The 19,966-nt window shown below is 41.1% G+C and carries 15 protein-coding genes; 7 read left to right on the top strand and 8 right to left on the bottom strand.

Annotated elements, in window-relative coordinates; all coding sequences use genetic code 11:
- Positions 1-37: 37 nt before the first annotated feature.
- Positions 38-3,067 carry a S8 family serine peptidase gene (locus HZA77_05855; GenBank protein MBI5374938.1) on the bottom strand — a complete coding sequence of 1,010 codons (3,030 nt, stop codon included), beginning with the start codon at positions 3,065-3,067 and terminating at the stop codon, positions 38-40.
- Between the two features lie 364 nt (positions 3,068-3,431).
- Between HZA77_05855 and HZA77_05850 the strand changes: the two genes are divergently transcribed.
- From HZA77_05850 to HZA77_05825, 6 genes are all read left to right on the top strand, one after another.
- Positions 3,432-4,664: a TIGR00300 family protein gene (locus tag HZA77_05850; GenBank protein ID MBI5374937.1), complete on the top strand. Its 1,233-nt coding sequence runs from the start codon at positions 3,432-3,434 to the stop codon at positions 4,662-4,664.
- Between the two features lie 32 nt (positions 4,665-4,696).
- Complete coding sequence (locus HZA77_05845) at positions 4,697-5,494, top strand: amidinotransferase (protein MBI5374936.1); 798 nt, start codon at positions 4,697-4,699, stop codon at positions 5,492-5,494.
- Positions 5,495-5,517: 23 nt separating this feature from the next.
- A complete protein-coding gene (locus HZA77_05840; protein ID MBI5374935.1) occupies positions 5,518-6,672 on the top strand; it encodes an acyl-CoA dehydrogenase family protein in 1,155 nt (384 codons plus the stop codon).
- A gap of 17 nt (positions 6,673-6,689) precedes the next feature.
- Complete coding sequence (locus HZA77_05835; protein ID MBI5374934.1) at positions 6,690-8,024, top strand: acetyl ornithine aminotransferase family protein; 1,335 nt, start codon at positions 6,690-6,692, stop codon at positions 8,022-8,024.
- A 15-nt stretch (positions 8,025-8,039) separates the two neighbouring features.
- The gene (locus HZA77_05830) at positions 8,040-9,527 is read left to right on the top strand and encodes an aldehyde dehydrogenase family protein (protein ID MBI5374933.1); all 1,488 of its coding nucleotides are present in this window, start codon (positions 8,040-8,042) and stop codon (positions 9,525-9,527) included.
- A gap of 205 nt (positions 9,528-9,732) precedes the next feature.
- The gene (locus HZA77_05825) at positions 9,733-10,449 is read left to right on the top strand and encodes a response regulator (protein ID MBI5374932.1); all 717 of its coding nucleotides are present in this window, start codon (positions 9,733-9,735) and stop codon (positions 10,447-10,449) included.
- A gap of 23 nt (positions 10,450-10,472) precedes the next feature.
- Here the strand turns inward: HZA77_05825 and HZA77_05820 are convergent, their stop codons facing one another.
- Both HZA77_05820 and HZA77_05815 read right to left on the bottom strand, forming a co-directional pair.
- Positions 10,473-11,771, bottom strand: coding sequence for a CCA tRNA nucleotidyltransferase (locus HZA77_05820; protein ID MBI5374931.1), 1,299 nt, complete (start codon positions 11,769-11,771; stop codon positions 10,473-10,475).
- Positions 11,772-11,878: 107 nt separating this feature from the next.
- Positions 11,879-12,748 (bottom strand): RNA polymerase sigma factor RpoD/SigA, encoded by an 870-nt coding sequence (locus HZA77_05815; protein MBI5374930.1) that lies wholly within the window; start codon positions 12,746-12,748, stop codon positions 11,879-11,881.
- 89 nt (positions 12,749-12,837) lie between these two features.
- Here HZA77_05815 and HZA77_05810 point away from each other — a divergent pair, with 89 nt between their 5' ends.
- Complete coding sequence (locus HZA77_05810) at positions 12,838-13,170, top strand: divalent-cation tolerance protein CutA (GenBank protein ID MBI5374929.1); 333 nt, start codon at positions 12,838-12,840, stop codon at positions 13,168-13,170.
- 2 nt (positions 13,171-13,172) lie between these two features.
- On the opposite strand, the gene hslU is transcribed toward HZA77_05810, so the two are convergent.
- From hslU to topA, 5 genes are all read right to left on the bottom strand, one after another.
- Entirely contained in the window at positions 13,173-14,540 is a 1,368-nt protein-coding gene (gene hslU / locus HZA77_05805; protein MBI5374928.1) for an ATP-dependent protease ATPase subunit HslU, read from the bottom strand.
- 14 nt (positions 14,541-14,554) lie between these two features.
- The gene (hslV, locus tag HZA77_05800; protein ID MBI5374927.1) at positions 14,555-15,094 is read right to left on the bottom strand and encodes an ATP-dependent protease subunit HslV; all 540 of its coding nucleotides are present in this window, start codon (positions 15,092-15,094) and stop codon (positions 14,555-14,557) included.
- A 23-nt stretch (positions 15,095-15,117) separates the two neighbouring features.
- On the bottom strand, positions 15,118-16,017 hold the full coding sequence (xerC, locus tag HZA77_05795; protein ID MBI5374926.1) for a tyrosine recombinase XerC: 900 nt from the start codon (positions 16,015-16,017) through the stop codon (positions 15,118-15,120).
- 89 nt (positions 16,018-16,106) lie between these two features.
- Positions 16,107-17,456 (bottom strand): methylenetetrahydrofolate--tRNA-(uracil(54)-C(5))-methyltransferase (FADH(2)-oxidizing) TrmFO, encoded by a 1,350-nt coding sequence (trmFO, locus tag HZA77_05790; GenBank protein ID MBI5374925.1) that lies wholly within the window; start codon positions 17,454-17,456, stop codon positions 16,107-16,109.
- Positions 17,422-19,848, bottom strand: coding sequence for a type I DNA topoisomerase (gene topA, locus HZA77_05785; GenBank protein ID MBI5374924.1), 2,427 nt, complete (start codon positions 19,846-19,848; stop codon positions 17,422-17,424). Before topA ends, trmFO begins: the two co-directional genes overlap by 35 nt.
- Positions 19,849-19,966 lie beyond the last annotated feature (118 nt).

Below are 19,966 nucleotides of genomic sequence, written 5' to 3'. Positions count from 1 at the left end.
AGTTCATTGGCAATATGGCAATAGCAATTATTTTCCTCTATGGGTTTATAGTAATAGCTTTATATTTTGTGTTATTGCTCTCGTTGGTTTCAGAGATAGCACTATCTGCATCAGCCTTTGCAATTATATAGTAGCTTCCTGAAATACCTGTAGGAATAGTTACTGAGGTACTTACAATACCACTCTGCCCAGCCGGGGCAAGCGCCGGAACAGCCCTGCTGCCAATCTCAGTGTCTCCTGCGTCAAGAGTCGTGTTTGCTGAAATATAAAACCTTGTAATTGAAGAAGAGGCATCTCCGCCGCCATTGTTCTTTGTCGTATCCTTAAACAAAATAGTTGCTCCTGCTGTTGCAGATGAAGGCCCGTAAATATAGGAAACAACAAGGTCAGGTCCAATATTTATTGCCTTGGTCCTTACATTATTAGTTTCGCTTGACTCGGCAATGCTTCCAGAATTGTCGGCTTTTGCAATAATATAATACTTACCTGAAGGCGTATCAGAAGGAATTGTCAAAGTTGCAGAGCCTGTGTTTAATTCACAAGGCGCAAGTACTGACACGGGCCTGCTGTCAAGAAATGTATCTCCTGTATCAAGAGTTGAATTGACAGATAAATAGAAGCCGGTGGCAGAAGAACCAGAGCTGATAATTCCTCCATTCTTCGTTGTATCATTAATTGAAACACTGATTCCTGCGCCTGAACTTGCCGGCCCGGTAAGTGAAGAGATGCTGAGATCAGGTTTTAATGGTTTTGTAGTGTACTTTGTATTGTTAGTCTCAATCGTCTCAGCGATTACATTTAAGTCATCGGCTTTTGCTATTATGTAGTAGCTCCCTGCTGTTGTTCCAGAAGGAAGTGTTGCAGTGATAGAACCAGCGCTGCTCATTCCCGCGTTAATTGCAGGCACAGCTCTGCTGGCAAAGAGCGTATCCCCTGCATCAAGCTTATTGTTAGTTGAAAGATAGAAGTTTGTAGTTGATGCACCCGCATTACCGGTCCCATTGTTCTTTGTCGTGCTATTGATAGTGATTCCTGAACATGTCACAGTCGCTGATAGAGCAGACACAATAAGGTCAGTCTGTGAACAGGCATCGCCAATCCCGTCATTGTTTGCATCTGCCTGATCAGGGTTATAGACATCAGGACAGTTATCAAGCAGACATGTATTGTTCGGATATCCGGGATTTCCAAAACCGTCGCCGTCGGTATCAGTGCAGGTATCGCAGGCATCACCAATCCCGTCATTATCATTGTCTGTCTGGTCAGTGTTATAAATATTTGGGCAATTGTCAGTGGGACAGGTGTTGGCAAAGTATCCGGCATTTCCATATCCATCACTATCTGTATCAGTACAGGTGTCACAACTGTCAACCGTGCCGTCATTGTCCGCATCCTGAAAAACAATGGCTGTGAGGTTAAGCCTTCCTGCACCATAAATATTATCTTTGCCGGAACTGCCCATATCAATGGCATTTGTTTCCAAATAATTCTTCACATCCGCAGAAGTATAAGACGGAAATTTTTCAAAAACCAGCGCCGCTGCCCCTGCCACATGAGGCGAAGAAGCAGAAGTGCCGTACCAATGACCATAAGTAAAACTGTCAACATCGTCAGGTCCTGCTATATCAGGCTTTATCATAGGAGCAGCACTGCACCAGTTTGTAGTCGGCCCCTGAGAGCTGAAACTTTCCTGTGGTCCTGTTGTCCATTTGGTTGAGTCTATTGCCCCTGCTGTCAATACTCCCTCCGCATCAGCAGGAGCCATCAGGCTTCCTACTGCAGTCCTGTTTCCTGATTCAAGGTTTTGATTAAAGCTGTAAATCTTAAGATCACATGCTCTTGTCGTTGAATAATTTTTTACTAATACCCCATAACTGCCTGCTGTTGGAGCTGTATATCCGATCGCCTCAGTTGGAGATGCTCCTGTGGTACCGTTTTGCCAGTTTTCTGATGATGAAACAACATTCAGGCCGGAATCTACAAGGTAAAGATCGTAATCCTGCGTTGATGCAGGATTATTTGGATCCGGACACCAGTCATCCCAGCTTAGAAAAACATAAATGTCCTGACCCGCTGAGGCAGACATCCAGTTTACCTCATCAACAGGACTTGTTTTAAATTCGTGCCAGCCATCAGCATCAGTATCAGCAAAAATACCTTCAGAATGTTTTTGCGCTTCGTTGCCGGCAGCATTTACCCATACTATGCCGTTTGCATCAGCATCATTGGCAATATCGCATATCATACCTGTCCCGTTATAGGGGCCTGTATTAACCCATCCAACAGAATGGTTGATAACGTTAATCCCGTAAAGAGTCTTACAGTCATTGACCGCATCGAAAAGGTCAACCTCGTCTGCAATCTTTAAAAGGTAAAGCTCTGCATCGGGAGCCATGTCATGGACAGCCTCGGCAACCGCAGTGCCGTGAACAGTGCCTGTCTCAAGCCCTGTCCCCGAATAATCATGTGTTACAACTGTTGATGGCAGGTCTCCATTTGCGATTGTTGCAGTGAGATTGTTAAAGCCAAGGTCAATAATCGCAACCTTCACACCTTTGCCTGTAAAACACATGTCCTGCCAATTTGCTGCATTGGTAAGAGCTACTCCTTCACTTGTCGCAAGCTCCAGCGGCGTAAAAGGCTGTCTTATGCGAGTGATATCTGGGAAATCTTTTTCAATTGATTTTAGACGACTAACAGGAATGAACGCCCTGATAAGGTTCTTTGCTTTCCTGTCAATATCAACACCATATGAAGCCAACCCCTGTTCATCAATCAAAGTATTTTCATCTACGACAAGTATAACTTTGACCTTGCCATTTTCTAACTTAACACCCTGCTCTGCTGCAAATTGATTTGCCTCAGTCAAACCCTTCATATTGTACTTATCTATGAGTTTCCCGACAATGCTGTCTATCTTTCCATATGATTTTTTTGAACTTACATCAGACTGCATATCATCAGAAGCCTGCAAAAAAAGCGGACAGCAAAGAAATAATAGGGAAAAAATAATTGATAAGATATTTTTGATGTTTGAATATTGATAACTTAATTTTCTTATTTCCATTTCAGAACTCCTTGATTATCCCAACTGGGGATTTTCCTGAACTAATTAAAATTCCAATATAAATACAAAACATAGTTATTTTGCAAATTTAATGCCAGATTTTTTTGTAAGTGTAATCACATTGAATTATTGCAGTAAATTATGAAAATAAGGAAGAAGCTTGAAAAGAATTATCCTATAACATGTCCAGAAAAACGTACAGTTTTTTAGAAGAAATCTTATCTTGTTGATTTTCAAGACAATAAAGTGTTTGAAAACCCGACAGCTTTTGTTGCGTTTGGCTACAATGCATAGATACACTGGACTTCCCCCCTGCAGAATTTTTTCACTTTCATAATCAGAGCCTATTGGTTAAAATTATAATATGAAAAAATTTCAAACAAAGGTCAGGCTCAGCGGACACATAATAGACTCGCTCACTCTCCCCAAAACCCTTGACGAAATCCTCGAGCATGGATGCAATTATGAGATAGAAGAAATAAAAGTCGGGAAAAACAGGAATGACACAAGTTCAGCGCTAATAAAAATATCGTCAGGTTCCCAAAAAGCGCTTAGCTCAACACTTCAAAGGATACTGAAACTCGGAGCCTCGCAGATAGAAGAAAAAGAGGCGGCACTGCGGACAGCAACTTCATATGGAGTCTTTCCCGATGATTTTTATATCACTACAAATCTTCCAACGCGCATAATGATAAAAGAGAAATGGCTTACCGTAAAAAACATCTGCATGGACAGCGGGATAAAAATCACCGATGATTTCAATCATGCCCTGTGCATCAAAATGGGCGACGTGAAAAAAGGGGACATGATAGTTACCGGACATAATGGAATTCATCTTACACCCATGAGCAGGATGAGGCATTCAGGGATATTCGAATTCATGGGAAGCACTGTGTCTCCTGAAAAATCCAAATGGCTTGCAATAAAACATATTGCAGAAGACCTGAAGGAAGTACGCTCTGCAAAAAATGGAAAAATACTCTTTGTCTGCGGACCTGCCATTATCCATACAGGTGCGCGAGGCTATCTCGAATCGCTCATTCTTAATGGATATGTTGATATAATCTTTGCCGGTAACGGTTTTGCAACGCATGACATAGAGGCATGCCTTTACGGCACTTCGCTGGGAATTTCGCTCAAAGAGGGAATTATTACGAAAAAAGGACATGAACATCATCTCCGCGCAATAAACACGATCAGAAAAACAGGCGGCATCAGACAGGCAGTTAAAAAAGGGATTATAAAAGAAGGCATAATGCACGCCTGTGTTAAAACCAATACTGATTTCATACTTACAGGTTCGATACGAGATGACGGCCCGCTCCCAGAGGTCGTATCAGACATGAAAGAAGCACAGCGGCTTTTGAGAGAAAAATTCAAAGACGTAAAACTTTGCATTATGATTGCATCAATGCTCCATTCAATTGCGGCAGGCAATCTTTTGCCGGCAAGTGTTAAGACAATCTGTGTTGATATAAATCCTGAGGTGGTTACAAAGCTTTCTGACCGGGGCACATGTCAGGCTGTCGGACTTGTAACAGATGCAGAGCTTTTCTTAAGGGAACTTACAATCCATTTGATTAAAAAAGCTGACTAGAACCATTAATTAAAAAATAATAGACTCTTTATATGACTTCCATACTGATGTGCCCTCCTGATTATTATGCCATAGACTATGAGATCAATCCATGGATGCATGTAAGAAATAAAGCTGACCAGAAAAAAGCAAAAAAACAGTGGGAAAATCTTCATGACATAATAAATAATCTCGGAGTAAAAATAGAGATTATCAAACCTATAAAAGGCCTTCCTGACATGGTTTTCACTGCAAATGCAGGACTTGCCTTTGGCAGAAAATTCATCAAGAGCAATTTCAGGTACAAAGAGAGGAAGGGAGAAGAAAAGCATTTTGCCGGGTGGTTTGATAAAAAAGGTTATGAAGTCTTTACAATCCCGAGGGCCATTCACTTTGAAGGCGAAGGAGACATACTTAAAATTGACGACTCTTTTTTCGCAGGCTATGTCATCCGCTCAGACATCAGGGCGCACGAAATAATCTCCAAAATCACAGGGAAACGCGTGCTTTCGCTGGAGCTTGTGAATAAAAGATTCTACCACCTTGATACCTGTTTTGCACCGCTTTCGGATAAAGCCATCATTTATTATCCGCGAGCATTTGATGCTTTTGGAAGAAAAGTCATAACAAAAAATATAAAAACAAGAATACCTGTAAATGCCAAAGACGCGGCAAGATTCTGCTGTAATGCAGTGACAATCGGGGAAACTGCTATAATCAACAGCAGATGCAAAGATGCAAAAGATAATCTTAAAAATCATGGCATGAAAGTGATTGAAACGGATCTTTCGGAATTCATTAAAGCAGGTGGAAGCGCCAAATGTCTGGTATTGTTTATTGATAATTGTTAATAAATAAGTAGGAGGTGATATTTATGAACTTTGAATTCACTGAAGAACAACTAATGATAAAAAACACAGCAAAGAAATTTGCTGATGAAGAGATAATACCGGTAGCAAGGAAAAACGACACAGAGAAACATTTCCCGCGTGAGATAATAAACAAGATGGCAGAGCTTGGGCTGCTCGGCGCATCTATGCCGTCAGAATACGGCGGCTCCGGGCTTGATTATATAAGCTATGCCCTGATTGCAGAAGAAATAGGAAGGGGAGACTCATCGGTTAGGACGACCGTATCGGTTCAGGTTTCCCTCGTAGAGCACACAATCCTTAAATACGGGACAGAGGAACAAAAAAGGAAATATCTGCCACGCCTGATGAGCGCTGAAATGATAGGATGCTTTGCCTTAACCGAAGCTGAGGCCGGAAGCGATGCATCGAACATCAGCACAATGGCAGCATATAAAAATGGTAAATGGATAATTAATGGAAACAAGATGTGGATCTCAAACGGCGGTGTTTCCGATATTGCCATACTATTTGCACAGGCTGACAAATCAAAAAAACATAAGGGGATCACTGCATTCCTCGTTGATACTAAATCCAAAGGTTTTTCCAGCTACACTATCGAAGGAAAACTGGGGCTGCGCGCAAGCAACACTGCTGCCCTTGTCCTTGAAGATGTGGAAGTTCCTGAAGACTCTGTCCTCGGCAAAGTGGGAGATGGTTTCAGTATTGCCATGAATTCACTTAATACTGGACGCTACAGCGTTGCTGCAGGCTGTGTTGGGATAAGCTCTGGATGCATCGATGCCTGCGTAAAGTACGCAAAGGAAAGGAAGACCTTCGGGAAACCTATAGGCTCCTACCAGCTCGTGCAGGAGATGATAGCCAAAATGGTTATCGAGCGGGATGCTGCAAGACTTCTTGTTTACAGGGCAGGCGACCTTAAAAACAGGGGGAAGAAAAGCATACTGGAAACATCGATTGCAAAGTATTACGCAAGCGAGGCAGCTTTTCGCGCTGCAAATGATGCAATCCAGATCCACGGAGGCTATGGTTATTGCGATGATTTCCCTGTAGAAAGATATTTAAGGGATGCCAAGGTGGCAACAATTTATGAAGGAACCTCGCAGATACAGACGCTCATAATCGGAGAGCATGTGCTCGGTCTTCGTGCTTATTATTAAAAAGGAGACTTGTCCTGATGAAAAAGAAAAAAAACAAAGAGAAAATACCGGGTCCAAAAGCCAGCGCATTTGTAAAGGAAGATACCCATTACATATCCCCTTCTTATACGCGTTGTTATCCTCTTGTCGCCGTAAGAGGGCGCGGCGCAATTATCACAGATATTGACGGAAACAGGTTCCTTGATTTTTCTTCCGGCATAGGAGTGACTGTTACAGGGCACTGTCATCCTGAAGTAATCGCCTCCATATCAAGGCAAGCCAATGAACTCATACATATGTCAGGAACGGATTTCTACTATCCGTCACAGATGAGGCTTGCAAAAAAACTAAACACACTTGTTCCGGGAAATTACAGGAAGCGGGTATTTTTCGGCAACTCCGGAGCTGAATCAGTGGAGGCGGCGCTTAAATTATCAAGGCACCATACGGGAAGGCAGCTTGTAATCGGTTTTCTCGGGGCTTTCCATGGAAGGACATTGGGCGCTTTGTCACTATCAGCAAGCAAGACTATTCAGAAAAAAAAGTTTTCCCCGCTCGTTCCGGGAGTCTTCCATGTCCCTTACGCTTACTGCTATCGGTGCCCGCAGGGACTTAAGTATCCAGGCTGCTGCCTTGCCTGTGTTTCATGGATAGAAGAAGAGCTTTTTCAGCATACTGTTCCCTCTGACGAGGTGGCAGCGATATTTGTGGAACCCATCCTGGGAGAAGGAGGATATGTTGTACCGCCCCCCGGTTTTTTGCCTGCTTTAAAAAAAATATGCAGAAAATACGGGATACTTCTCGTTGCCGATGAAGTTCAGTCGGGCTGCGGAAGGACCGGAAAATTCCTTGCGATTGAAAATTTCGACACTATACCCGATATCGTGACTCTGGCTAAAGGGATCGCATCGGGACTTCCGCTTTCGGCAACTGTTGCGTCAGAAAAAATAATGGATTGGCCCCCGGGAAGTCATGCAAGTACATTCGGAGGAAATCCTGTTGCATGCGAAGCTTCTCTGGCAACTATAAAGCTGCTTGAAGAAAACCTGATGGAAAATGCAAAAGCAGTGGGAGATTACATGAAGCAATGTCTCCTTGATATGCAGAAGAACCACAGGCTCATCGGCGATGTCCGCGGAATAGGTTTGATGCTTGGTGTGGAGCTTGTAAAAGACAGGGAAACAAAGTCCCGGGCCACTGAAGAAAGAGCTCAAATACTTAATCTTTGTTTTCAGAAGGGGCTTATAATACTGGGCTGCGGCACAAATTCCATCCGCTTCCTTCCTCCTTTGATAATAAGCCGCTCACAGGCGGATAAAGCTCTTTCGATTTTTGATGATGCTTTGAGCCATGTGGAAGAAAAGGGAAAGTAACTAGGAGGGAGAGTCATGAAAAAACATAATAACATTATTGGCGGTAAATACTGTCCTCCGGCATCTGGAAAATATTTTAAGAATATAAACCCTGCGAATACAGATGATGTCATCGGTCTATATGCACAGTCTGAACTGAGTGACGTAGATAAGGCAGTTAAATCCGCAAAGAAATGCTTTAAAGGATGGAGCAGTCTCCCGGCCCAAAAGAGAGGAGAGATTATCCTTAATGCTCACAATCTCCTTATAAAACGTAAGGAAGAAATTGCGAAAATAGAAACCCGGGAAATGGGAAAAACAATTCTTGAAACGCGCGGAGACGTTCAGGAAGCAATCGATACTGCTTTTTACATGGCAGGAGAAGGGAGAAGGCTTTTCGGTTTTACGACTCCTTCGGAGCTTACAAATAAAATCGCTTATACTATGAGGTCTCCGGTCGGAGTGGCAGGGATAATCACACCATGGAATTTTCCTGCTGCCATACCTGCATGGAAGATTTTTCCGGCACTGATATGCGGGAACACCGTTGTTTTCAAGCCAGCAACTGATACACCTGAGACTGCACGGGTTTTTGTTGAGCTTCTTATGGAAGCAGGCCTCCCCGAAGGAGTAGTAAACTTAGTATATGGGTTAGGCAAAGAGGCAGGAGAAGCTATCGTAAGGCATCCTGATGTAAGTCTTGTATCTTTTACCGGCTCGTCTCAAACAGGAAAGCTCATAGCATCGCTTTGCGGTGAATCCCATAAGAGATGTTCCCTCGAGATGGGAGGAAAGAACGGACAGATAGTTTTAAGCGATGCAGATATTGATCTTGCAGTAGATGGAGCATTATGGGGAGCCTTTGCCACATCCGGACAGCGCTGCACTGCTACGAGCAGGTTGATTATAGACAGAAAAGTCATAAAAGAGTTCGCAGACAAACTTCTCAAAAGAACCATGAAACTTAATGTCGGCAACGGCATGGATGCTTCAGTTGATCTTGGACCAATAATAAATCAGCAGCAGCTTGAAAAGATAGAACACTATGTGCAGATAGGGAAAGATATAGACAGGGCGAAACTCCTGTGCGGAGGGGAAATATTAAATTCAGGAAAACATAAAAAAGGTTTTTTTTACGAGCCTACTATTTTTGCTGACGGCAAGAGCTGTATGACCATAGCGAGAGAAGAAATATTCGGTCCTGTCGTACTGATAATACCTGTTAACGGAATAAACGAGGCGATCAATGCATTAAACAGCACTTCATATGGGCTGTCTTCATCGGTTTATACGAAAAATGTGAACCATGCTTTGAGGGTTGTAAACGAAGCAGAATCCGGAATAGTCTATGTAAACAGCCCGACCATAGGCGCTGAATGTCATCTTCCCTTCGGCGGCTTTAAGAATACAGGCAATGGACACAGAGAATCAGGTGCATCTGCACTTGAATTTTTCAGCGAGATCAAGACAGTGTACATTGATTATAGCGGCAGACTTCAACGAGCCCAGATTGACACCAAATAATTTCAGTATTGGTCTGCAATATATAATAAATTGGATCAATGCTGCCTGATAAATAGTCTAGTTAATATCTTAAAACTAATATATTTTTCTAAAAATTAGACTAAAAACTCTTAACCTTGACAACATCGTTAGGTGGGTTTATATTCAAGTGGCCAGTTAATATCTAAATTCATAGGTTTTTATGATTAAGCATGTCAGAAATATAATGATTGTTGATGAAGAAGGTGATGATGGTGGTGTTACCCTAGCAAACCAGCTGGAAAAAAAAGGTTATAATGTAAAATTATCAAATAATGGTGAAAAAGCTTGGAAGGAATTAAAAAAAGGTAACATTGAAATATTGATCAGCGGTATTAAGGCAACATATTTAGGTGGCGTTGAACTTCTCAGAATGATCCATGAAAACAACATAAATACCGATGTCATAATTTGCACCTCTTACGGAGACGTTGAGAGCTATATAAGATCATCAAAGCTCGGCGCATCTGAATATCTTAATAAACCAGTTAGTGCAGATGAACTCGAAAAAATAATCAAAATAACTTCACAGAGACATTTAGCTACTTTATCTACAAGGGTTGAAACTGAAGACAGACGCAAGCATCCGCGATTCACAATTTCGGAACCGGCTTTTATAATAAACAGAGAAAAAGAGAAGATTAGAAAAATAAAGGGGTTGGTAATAGATATAAGTCTTTCCGGGTTGCTGCTTGAATCTTCATGCAATCTTATGAAAGATGAAATGGTTGAAATCCACCCGATACTTGCCGGAAAAAGAATAGAAGCTTCTGCGGTTATAAGACGCGTTAAGAAAAAAACCGAATCCGCTGAAGGAGCAGACCTAAACCATGCCGGACTGGAATTTGTGAGACTACCAAATTCTGATCATGACTACATCAAGGTATATTTAAACTCGATATAACATGAATAATACGGTCGTTTCTGTCAGTTATTACTTCTTCCCATTTCTTGAATAAATGAAAGTGCCTCTTCCCTTGTTTTAATAACTCCCTGAAACTGTAAATCCCGGATACGACTGAGCATTTCACCTATCTCAGCTGGGGCATTGACCTGATAATTCTTCTTTATATCATCTCCTGATATAAGCTTTTCAGGGTTTAGAAGAACCCGACCTTCATTTGTTATAAGGCGCAAAAAACTCTCTTCAATTCGTTTCAGTCGTGCTGATTCTAAACCTGCAATAGCGCAACAAGCTGATAAAATCACAAAACTCAAATATGAATCTTCGCCATGTCTTCCTATAAACAATCTTAGCTCGTCATCATCACATCCTCTTTCTGCAAGCGCTTTAAGTTCCATAGCCCAGGAGCAGATACTAACAATCCTCTTATGATAGTGATTAGAGAAACGCATTTTCTTTATTATGTTTCCAAGCTCCTTTTCAGAGATATCGAAAACAGACTTGTAGAGGAAAAAAAGAGAAGAAATTATAATTATTTTTTCTGTATCAGCATCTTTGTCTGTTTCACCGCAAAATAGCAATCGATAAACCGCAGAACTGCGGGACTCCACTAAACTTCTTATGCTCTCTGACAGATAAAACCTTTTAGCTTCTTCTAAAGAGGATGTATGCTCTGTTTTGTCTTTCATATAGCTGGAGATAAGATGCTCGAATGCTTTTATTTCAAAAAGCAGACTGATTCCCTTCCCGACATATCTGCCTGCACACATTTTTTTGAGCTCGTCAATTACCCGCTCAGGTGCAGAGCTAGAAAGCCCGGCAGAATATTCTTTCATATGACAAATTGTTCCGTCTTCTATCTTCGCGCCATCCATTACAGATATATAACGAGCTCCCCTCATTATCCTGACAGGATCATTGCGCAGACTTGACGGAGATATTTCTCTTATAATTTTAGCCTTTATATCCTTAATGCCTGAGAAGATATCATGTAGTTCCCATGATGTGAGATTGAGAGCAAGTGCATTCATCGTAAAATCTCTTTTTGAAAGGTCTATATGAATATCATGTCCCGCAGCTTCTACAAAATCCAGGATAGACCCCCTGTGTACAAGTCTGTAGTTCACCAATGGCTCTTTCCCAAGAACTATGAGTTTCCCCTGAATCCTTTTAAAAACACCTTCAACAAAACCCTTTGCATCACTCTCAACTGCAAAATCTATATCAACAGACCTGTTCTCAAGAATTAAATCCCTTATAAACCCGCCTACAACATAAACATTTGATTTTTTAGAAAGAGCGACCTCTCTGACAATATTCACCAGGGGATTCTTGCTGACAAAATTAATTATTTTATTTTTATCAATGAGTCCGGACATAGAACGATTTGTTATAAAGAAGGCTGTTAAACAGAATGAGACATTCGGTTCTATCTAAGAAAATCCTTGAGAAGATGGCTCCTTCCCATTTTTTTAATAGTTTTTTTGGCTTTCTCTTCTATCTGACGTATACGCTCCCGGGAGAGGTTCATGCTGTTTCCTATTTCCTCAAGGGTTTCTGACTCACTCCCGTCAAGGCCAAATCGTCTCCTCAAAACTTCAGCCTCCTTGGGTTTCAGCGAATTAAGCAGCTCTTGCAGATCCTGTTCCATTTTTGCTTTATCTATCTCTTCATCGACAGATGGAAGGTTGTCCGCTTCGAGAAAATCCAGAAAAGTAGCGTCATTATCATCAGATATTGGGTTCTCTAGTGAAACAGAGTTCCTCGATAACAGGAGTAAATACTCCACTTCCTTGTTTGTACGGTTTATGGCTTTTGCAAGTTCATTGACATTAGGTTCGCGTCCAAGCTTTTGGATCAGTTCGTCAAATTGCTCTCCGATTTTGTTGAGATCAGCAATTTGCCTGACAGGGATCTTAACAGCTCCAGTTTGATCTGCGAGAGCTTGTATGATGCTTTGTTTAATCCACCATACAGCATAGGAAACAAATTTTACCCCTCTGTCAGGATCAAATTTACGTGCTGCCTGCATCAATCCTATATTGCCTTCATTAATAAGATCAGAGAAACTAAGACCGCACCCCTTAAATTTTGAAGCAATATTTACAACGAACCTCAAATTAGATTCAACTAACAGCTTGAATGCCTTTTCCCCTTCTTTCACTTTACAGGCTAAATCAATCTCTTCTTCCCTTTTAAGAAGCGAGATCTTTCCTATCTTGTTAAGATAGGACATTAAACTATCATCTGTTACCTTCAAATTTGCCGGAATTTTTGAAGCGGAATATTTTTTCTTCATCGTTTTATTCACTCTTTATGAGTTTATTTGACAATTCACATTTATCAACTGTAATAATTTTTGCAAATTAAAACTTTTTGGAGGAAATCATGCAAGCTAATTCTTTAACAATTATACTAACTTCAGTTGATTCGAAGGAAAATGCTCTTTCCATAGCTGAAATACTTCTCAGAAAAAAACTTGCCGCATGTGTAAATATTTTGCCAGGAATTAATTCAGTCTATTTTTGGGAAGGAAAGCTGTGCAATGAAAACGAAATAATCATGCTGATAAAAACAAGAACTGAACTTTTTAATTCAGTTAAGAAAGAACTCCTTAAAATTCATCCCTATAAACTTCCGGAAATTATTTCCCTGTCAGTACCAAATGCCCTGGAAGCATACTCCAATTGGGTTTTCGACGAAACAACCATAAAAAAATAAGATCACAAAATATATCTGCTTAAATCCTCATCTTTAATGATCTCAGATAATTTACTTACAACATAATCTGCAGTTATCGAAATTTTCTTATCTTCCATAGTCGGTGCATTGAACGATATCTCATCAAGAAGTTTTTCCATAACAGTGTGAAGTCTCCTGGCTCCGATATTTTCCGTTTTTTCATTCACAATCGAAGCTATATCTGCTATTTTTTCGATAGCGTCCTCCTTGAAATCCATATGTACCCCCTCTGTCTCAAGAAGAGCAATATACTGGCGTATAAGAGCATTCCTGGGCTCAGTAAGAATCCTCACAAAATCATCTTTGTTAAGCGATTGCAAGCTTACCCTTATCGGGAATCTTCCCTGCATCTCAGGAATAAGATCAGAAGGCTTTGAAACATGAAATGCTCCTGCTGCAATAAACAGGATGTGGTCTGTTCGTATGAGTCCATATTTAGTGGCAACGCTTGTCCCTTCAACTATTGGAAGAAGGTCTCTCTGTACCCCTTCCCTTGATACATCGGGACCTGTCCCGGTCTCCCTTCCTGCTATTTTGTCGAGCTCGTCAAGGAATATTATGCCGGCTTGTTCTACTCTCTCTTTTGCCAGTGAACGTACCTTGTCCATGTCAATTAATTTTTGCGCTTCCTCTTCCACCAGTATCTTTTTCGCATCGGAGACTTTTACTTTCCTTTTTTTGTTTTTTTTGGGAAAAAGCCCGCCAACCATGTCTTTTATATTAAAATCTATTTCCTCAAATCCACCCGAGCTGGATATCACTTCTATTATAGATGGGAGCCCTTTATCCTGAACATCAAGTTCAACATATCTATCGTCAAGTTTTCCTGACTTCAAACGTACCCTGAATACCTCTCTTGTCTTTTTGAAATCATCATTTTCTTTTTCAATATTTTGAATTTCCTCGGTAGATGCCCCACGCTCTTTTCTTTTTAATGGAGGCAAAATCATATCAAGAAGTCTTTCCTCGGCAATCTGTTCCGCTTTTTCCTTTACCTTGTTTTCCTCCTCATCTTTCACCATCTTGACTCCAAGTTCGACCAGATCCCTTATCATCGATTCTACATCGCGGCCCACATATCCAACCTCTGTAAACTTTGAGGCTTCAATTTTAAGGAAAGGTGCTTCTGCCAACTTTGCAAGACGACGGGCAATTTCTGTTTTTCCTACACCAGTAGGTCCTATCATTATTATATTTTTAGGCGCTACTTCCTCTCTCAGCTCCAGCGGGAGCTGCTGCCTGCGCCAGCGGTTACGCATTGCTATTGCAACCGCTCTCTTTGCTTCGTTCTGACCGACTATATATTTATCAAGTTCTTCAACTATTTCATTAGGGGTCAATGCATCCATTTTTTCCTTACCTTTCATATTTCCTCAAGAGTGATCTGGTCATTTGTGTATATACATATAGACGAAGCTATAGCCATTGCTTCCTTTACTATCTCTGCCGCAGAAAGATCTGTCTTAAGCATAAGCGCCTTTGCCGCAGCCAGCGCATATGCTCCCCCGGAACCGATAGCAATAAAATCATCATCCGGCTCAATCACATCACCTGTTCCTGAGATAACAAACGTACTGTTCTGATCAGAAACTATAATCAACGCTTCAAGCTTAGTCAGTATCTTGTCTTTACGCCAATCGCGTGCAAGCTCAACTGCTGCTCTGGACAGATTACCTCTGTGCTCCTCAAGCTTTTCCTCGAATTTGGTAAGCAAGGTAAGGGCATCTGCGGAAGATCCTGAAAAACCGGCCAGTATTTTTTCCTTAAAAAGCCTTCTCACCTTTTTTGCCGATCTTTTCATAATCATGGAATTGGCAAATGTAACCTGACCATCACCTGCCATTGCGACTTTGCCATTCCTTCTTACACACAGAATCGTCGTACCTCTGAATCTTTTTTTCATAGCTTATTCCCTTCTCTGTTATCTCAGTTCTTTGCTTTTGCTCTGGGGTGAAATTTATCGTACGTCTCGACCAATTTTTCAATTCCTACATGAGTATATTTCTGAGTAGTTGAAAGATTAGAATGTCCAAGCAGTTCCTGTATAGTACGTAAATCAGCCCCTGCATTGAGAAGATGGGTTGCAAATGTATGCCTTAGTTTGTGGGGGCTTATTTTTTTACTTATGCCGCAAAGCTTAACATATTTTTCAACTATCCTGCCGACTGACCTCGCTGTCAACCTTCCCCCTCTCCTGTTTACGAAAAGTGCATCTGAACTTACCTGCAAACCCATCCCATCTTTTAATGCCATATAATTAGTTAATGCCTGAGCGGCTTTATCGCCAAATACGACTATCCTCTCTTTTTTTCCTTTTCCCAGAATCTTTACAGTCATGCTGTTAAAATCAATCTGTCTATTATCGATTGAAACAAGCTCTCCTACCCTAATCCCTGTTCCATAAAGAAATTCAAGTATTGCAATATCACGAATATTGGTGAAACTCTCATCATTTTTTTGGTCAAGCATTCTGAAAACCTCATCGACATTAAGAAACAGGGGAAGTCTCTTAGGCATTTTTGGAATGCTGAGTTCCGCTGCAGGATTCTTCTCAATTATTCCTTCTTTGTGCAGAAAATTGAAGAAACTCCGTAACGCTGAAAGTTTTCTAGCCACTGAAGTCCTTCTATCGCCTTTCTTCATAACCGAACTAAGGAATTCCCTTACATCCGATGGAGTTATTTCAGAAACAGATTTATTTTTCTTCAAGTCTTCAAAAAAAGACTGGAACTGCAGAATATCACTGCAATAATTTCTTACAGTATGCTCTGAAAGACCTCTTTCAGATTCTATATACGTTAGAAATATTTTTATCTCTTCATTCATAGCGTTAAGTATGCCAAACTGAGTTATTAAAGTATGTTTTAAATTATTATATTATATCACTTATATTGCAAATTTGATTAAAAATTAATTTAGCCCTGATGAACTGCAGAAATTCTCCGGGAAAAATCTTTGATAGAAACAAGAGAAATGTTTGATTTAAGTTCAGCACGCTTTTTTTTGCTATGTCTTCCGTCAAGGCTTGGGAGAAGACCAAAATTAAAATTCATTGGTTGAAATGACTCGCCATTTATCGGATCAGTTAAATAATTGCAGAGGGCTCCTATGGCGGTTTCCCTAGGAAACAAAACCTGATCTTCATCAATCAGCTGATAATAAATATTAATACCACAAAAAAGACCTGTAGCTATGGCTTCGACATATCCCTCTGAACCGGTAATTTGCCCTGCGAAATAAATAAGCGGATTGCTATTAAGCCTCATATAGTGATCAAGGACCAAAGGAGAGTTTATGAACGTATTCCTGTGCATACTGCCATAACGTAGTATCCTTACATTTTCAAGTCCGGGGATCAAAGACAATACCTTTTCCTGTTCCTTGTGACGGAGTCTTGTCTGAAATCCCACCATATTAAAACTGCTGCTTGCCATGTTTTCCTTCCGAAGTTGAACTACAGCATAATACTTCTCTCCTGCAGGCCCCAATATCCCTACAGGTTTCATGGGGCCAAATCTCAGTGCATCATGACCTCTTGCTGCGATTTCCTCTACAGGGAGACAACCCTCAAAATAGCGTACTTTATCAAATTCGTGAATTTCAGTTCTCTCCCCGTTGACCAGGGCATCATAAAAAATGTCAAATTCCTCTTTGCTCATCGGGCAGTTCAGATAGTCTCCGGTACCTTTTCCATAACGGTCCGCATAAAAACATTTGCCCATATCAATCGAATCAGCGTCAACTATTGGAGAAATTGCATCGTAGAAGTAGAGTGATTCTTTCATGACATGTCCTGCAATATTATTTGAGAGCGCTGATGAAGTTAATGGACCGGAAGCTATAAGTATGATTGATCCGCTATTATTAATGTCAATGCCTGCAAACTCTTCCCTTTTTACTCTGATGCGCGGATGCGATTCGATAAGATTCGTTACTGCCAGTGAAAACTTATTCCTGTCAACAACGAGAGCTTTTCCTCCCGGGATACGGCAGTCATCTGCGACTCTAATCAGAAAAGAACCGCACTCTCTTAATTCAGCTTTAAGAAGTCCTGACGAATTTTCAACATGATCTGATTTTAAAGAATTACTGCATACGAGTTCTGCAAAATAAGAAGTCTTATGCGCAGGTGTTAAAACATGAGGACGCATTTCGAAGAGTTCTACATCAATGCCGCGCTCTGCTAAATACCATGCTGCTTCACATCCCGCAAGGCCGGCACCGACAACGCTAACCTTCCTGAGGAGACTTCTGTTCTTCTTCATAGCCGCATTCTTGATTGGGACAGGCTACTTTTGAAGAATCTTTTACGCCGTTCCTCTTCTCAAGCATAAATTGACTGCCGCAGTTAGGACACTTCCTGTCAATGGGCTTGTCCCAAACTGCATAATCACATTCCGGATAATTACTGCACCCGTAGAATATTCCTTTTCTGCTTTTCTTCTGGATAAGCACACCGGTACAATTCTCCTTCTGGCATTTCACACCTGTGCTTGTTGGCTTAATATAGCGGCATTTCGGATATCCCGAGCAGGCTTCAAATCTTCCGAAGCGGCCTATCCTTACTGTAAGCTGTTTTTCACATTTCGGGCATTTTTCATCGAGGAGTTTGCCGTTTTCCTCATTTTGCGGCTCAGACGTGCCATTGATTTTCTTGGTATTCTTACATTCAGGGTAACCCGAACAGGCAAGAAACTTTCCGAAACGTCCTGCCTTTACCTTCATGGGCTTCCCGCACTTCTCACAAACCTCAGACGATATTTCCGCTTCTACAGGTATAGTTTTTCCGCTTTCGTCAGTCTTAAAATCCTTTGTTGTTTTACATTCAGGATATTTTGAGCAGGCAAGGAACATTCCGTTTCTTCCCCACTTTTTAACCATCATAGAGCCGCATTTTTCGCAATTAAGCTCAGTTGGTTCCTCTTTTACCTCCATCTCTACCGATGCCTTTTCTATATCCTTTTCAAAAGGGGAATAGAAACTCTTCAGCACATCGATCCGTTTAGCCTTTCCCTCTTCAATCTCATCAAGCATTGTTTCCATTGATGCAGTAAAATCAACATTAAATATATCAGGGAAATTTTTCACCAGCAGAGTCGTAACAATCTGACCAAGTTCTGATGGCTTAAATCTTTTATTTTCTTTAGTGATGTAATTGCGGTCTTCTATCTTATCCATGATGTTAGCATATGTACTTGGTCTTCCTATGCCAAGTTTCTCAAGCTCCTTGACAAGAGTCGCTTCAGTATATCTTGGAGGCGGTTCTGTAAAATGCTGTTTGGGCAGAAGTTCAAGAAGATTCACACTCTCCCCTTCAGCCACTTCAGGAAGGTAAACATTCTCACCATTTTCTCCGTTTCCATTTTCTTCGTCATCCTTCCCCTCTAGATAGACCCTTCTAAAACCATCAAACTTTAAGATCGAACCGTTAGCACGGAATGTATAATCTCCGGCGGCAACATCTATCGTGGTTAAATCCATTACAGCCGGAGACATCTGACTGCTTATAAACCTTTGCCATATCAGCTTGTAAATCTTTAACTGGTCGACAGAAAGAAAGGATGAAATACTATCAGGTTCTATAGTTATCACTGTCGGCCTTATTGCTTCGTGCGCATCCTGTGCTGATTTTCCTACTGAGTATTCCGGAGAAGATGGAGGAAGATAGGATAAGCCATATTTTTCACCTATATATTCTCTGGCCGCCTTTTTAGCCTCGTCTGCAATCCTCACTGAGTCAGTTCTCATATAAGTTATAAGTCCTATTGTTCCTTCCCCGTTTATTTCGAGTCCCTCATAGAGCTGTTGGGCAATAGCCATAGTACGCTTGGAAGAAAATCCATAATGTCTGTAGGCTTCCTGCTGAAGTGTGCTGGTTATGAACGGAGGAGATGGATTTCTCTTCCTTTCCTTCTTTTCAATACGATTTACAATATACTTCTGTTTATTGAGATAATCCAAAATTCCCGATGATTCGGATTCATTGGAAATTTTAATTTTCTGCTGCATATGCTCTATTAGCCTCGCATTAAACTCTGGTGGATTCGAAGCTGAAAGCTTTGCCGTGATGGACCAGTACTCCTCGCTTACAAACTTGTTTATGCTCTCTTCCCGCTCACAAATAAGCCTTAATGCGACCGACTGTACACGGCCTGCGCTTAACCCATACATTAATTTTTTCCAGAGAAGAGGACTGATCTTATAACCAACAAGCCTATCAAGCACCCTGCGCGCCTGCTGGGCTTCAACTTTCTGTATATCTATCTCTCCGGGATTCGAAACAGCCTTTTTGACTGCATCTTTCGTGATTTCATTAAACAGAACACGGTATATTTTTGCAGGTTTTTTCCTTGATTTGGATTGTATTTCTGACGCAACATGCCATGCAATTATCTCTCCCTCACGATCAGGGTCAGGAGCCAGATAAATCTCATCAGCCTTTTCCGCCTCTTTTTTTAAATCTTTTATGACCTGGCTTTTGCTCTTTATTGTAACGTAATCAGGCTCAAACCCTGCTTCTATGTTAATTCCTAGCTTGCTTTTGGGAAGGTCCTTTATATGGCCTACTGTTGCCATAACAACAAAATCTTTTCCCACTATCTTATTTATCGTTTTCGCTTTAGCCGGCGATTCAACGATTAAAAGCTTCTTTGCCATAGTCTGGAAAACTCCTTTTTCTTATTGTGATCGTGGTACCAAAGCCTATAAGGGGATATCAATATAAATATGTAACTCATCAAGTCAAGCCTTTTCGAGACCAGGACAGTTTCAACTT

This window comes from Candidatus Schekmanbacteria bacterium, from assembly GCA_016219965.1.
GTDB lineage: Bacteria > Schekmanbacteria > GWA2-38-11 > GWA2-38-11 > J061 > JACRJM01.
The sequence above is the reverse complement of the archived record's forward strand: the minus strand, read 5'-3'. Positions and strand labels throughout refer to the sequence as shown.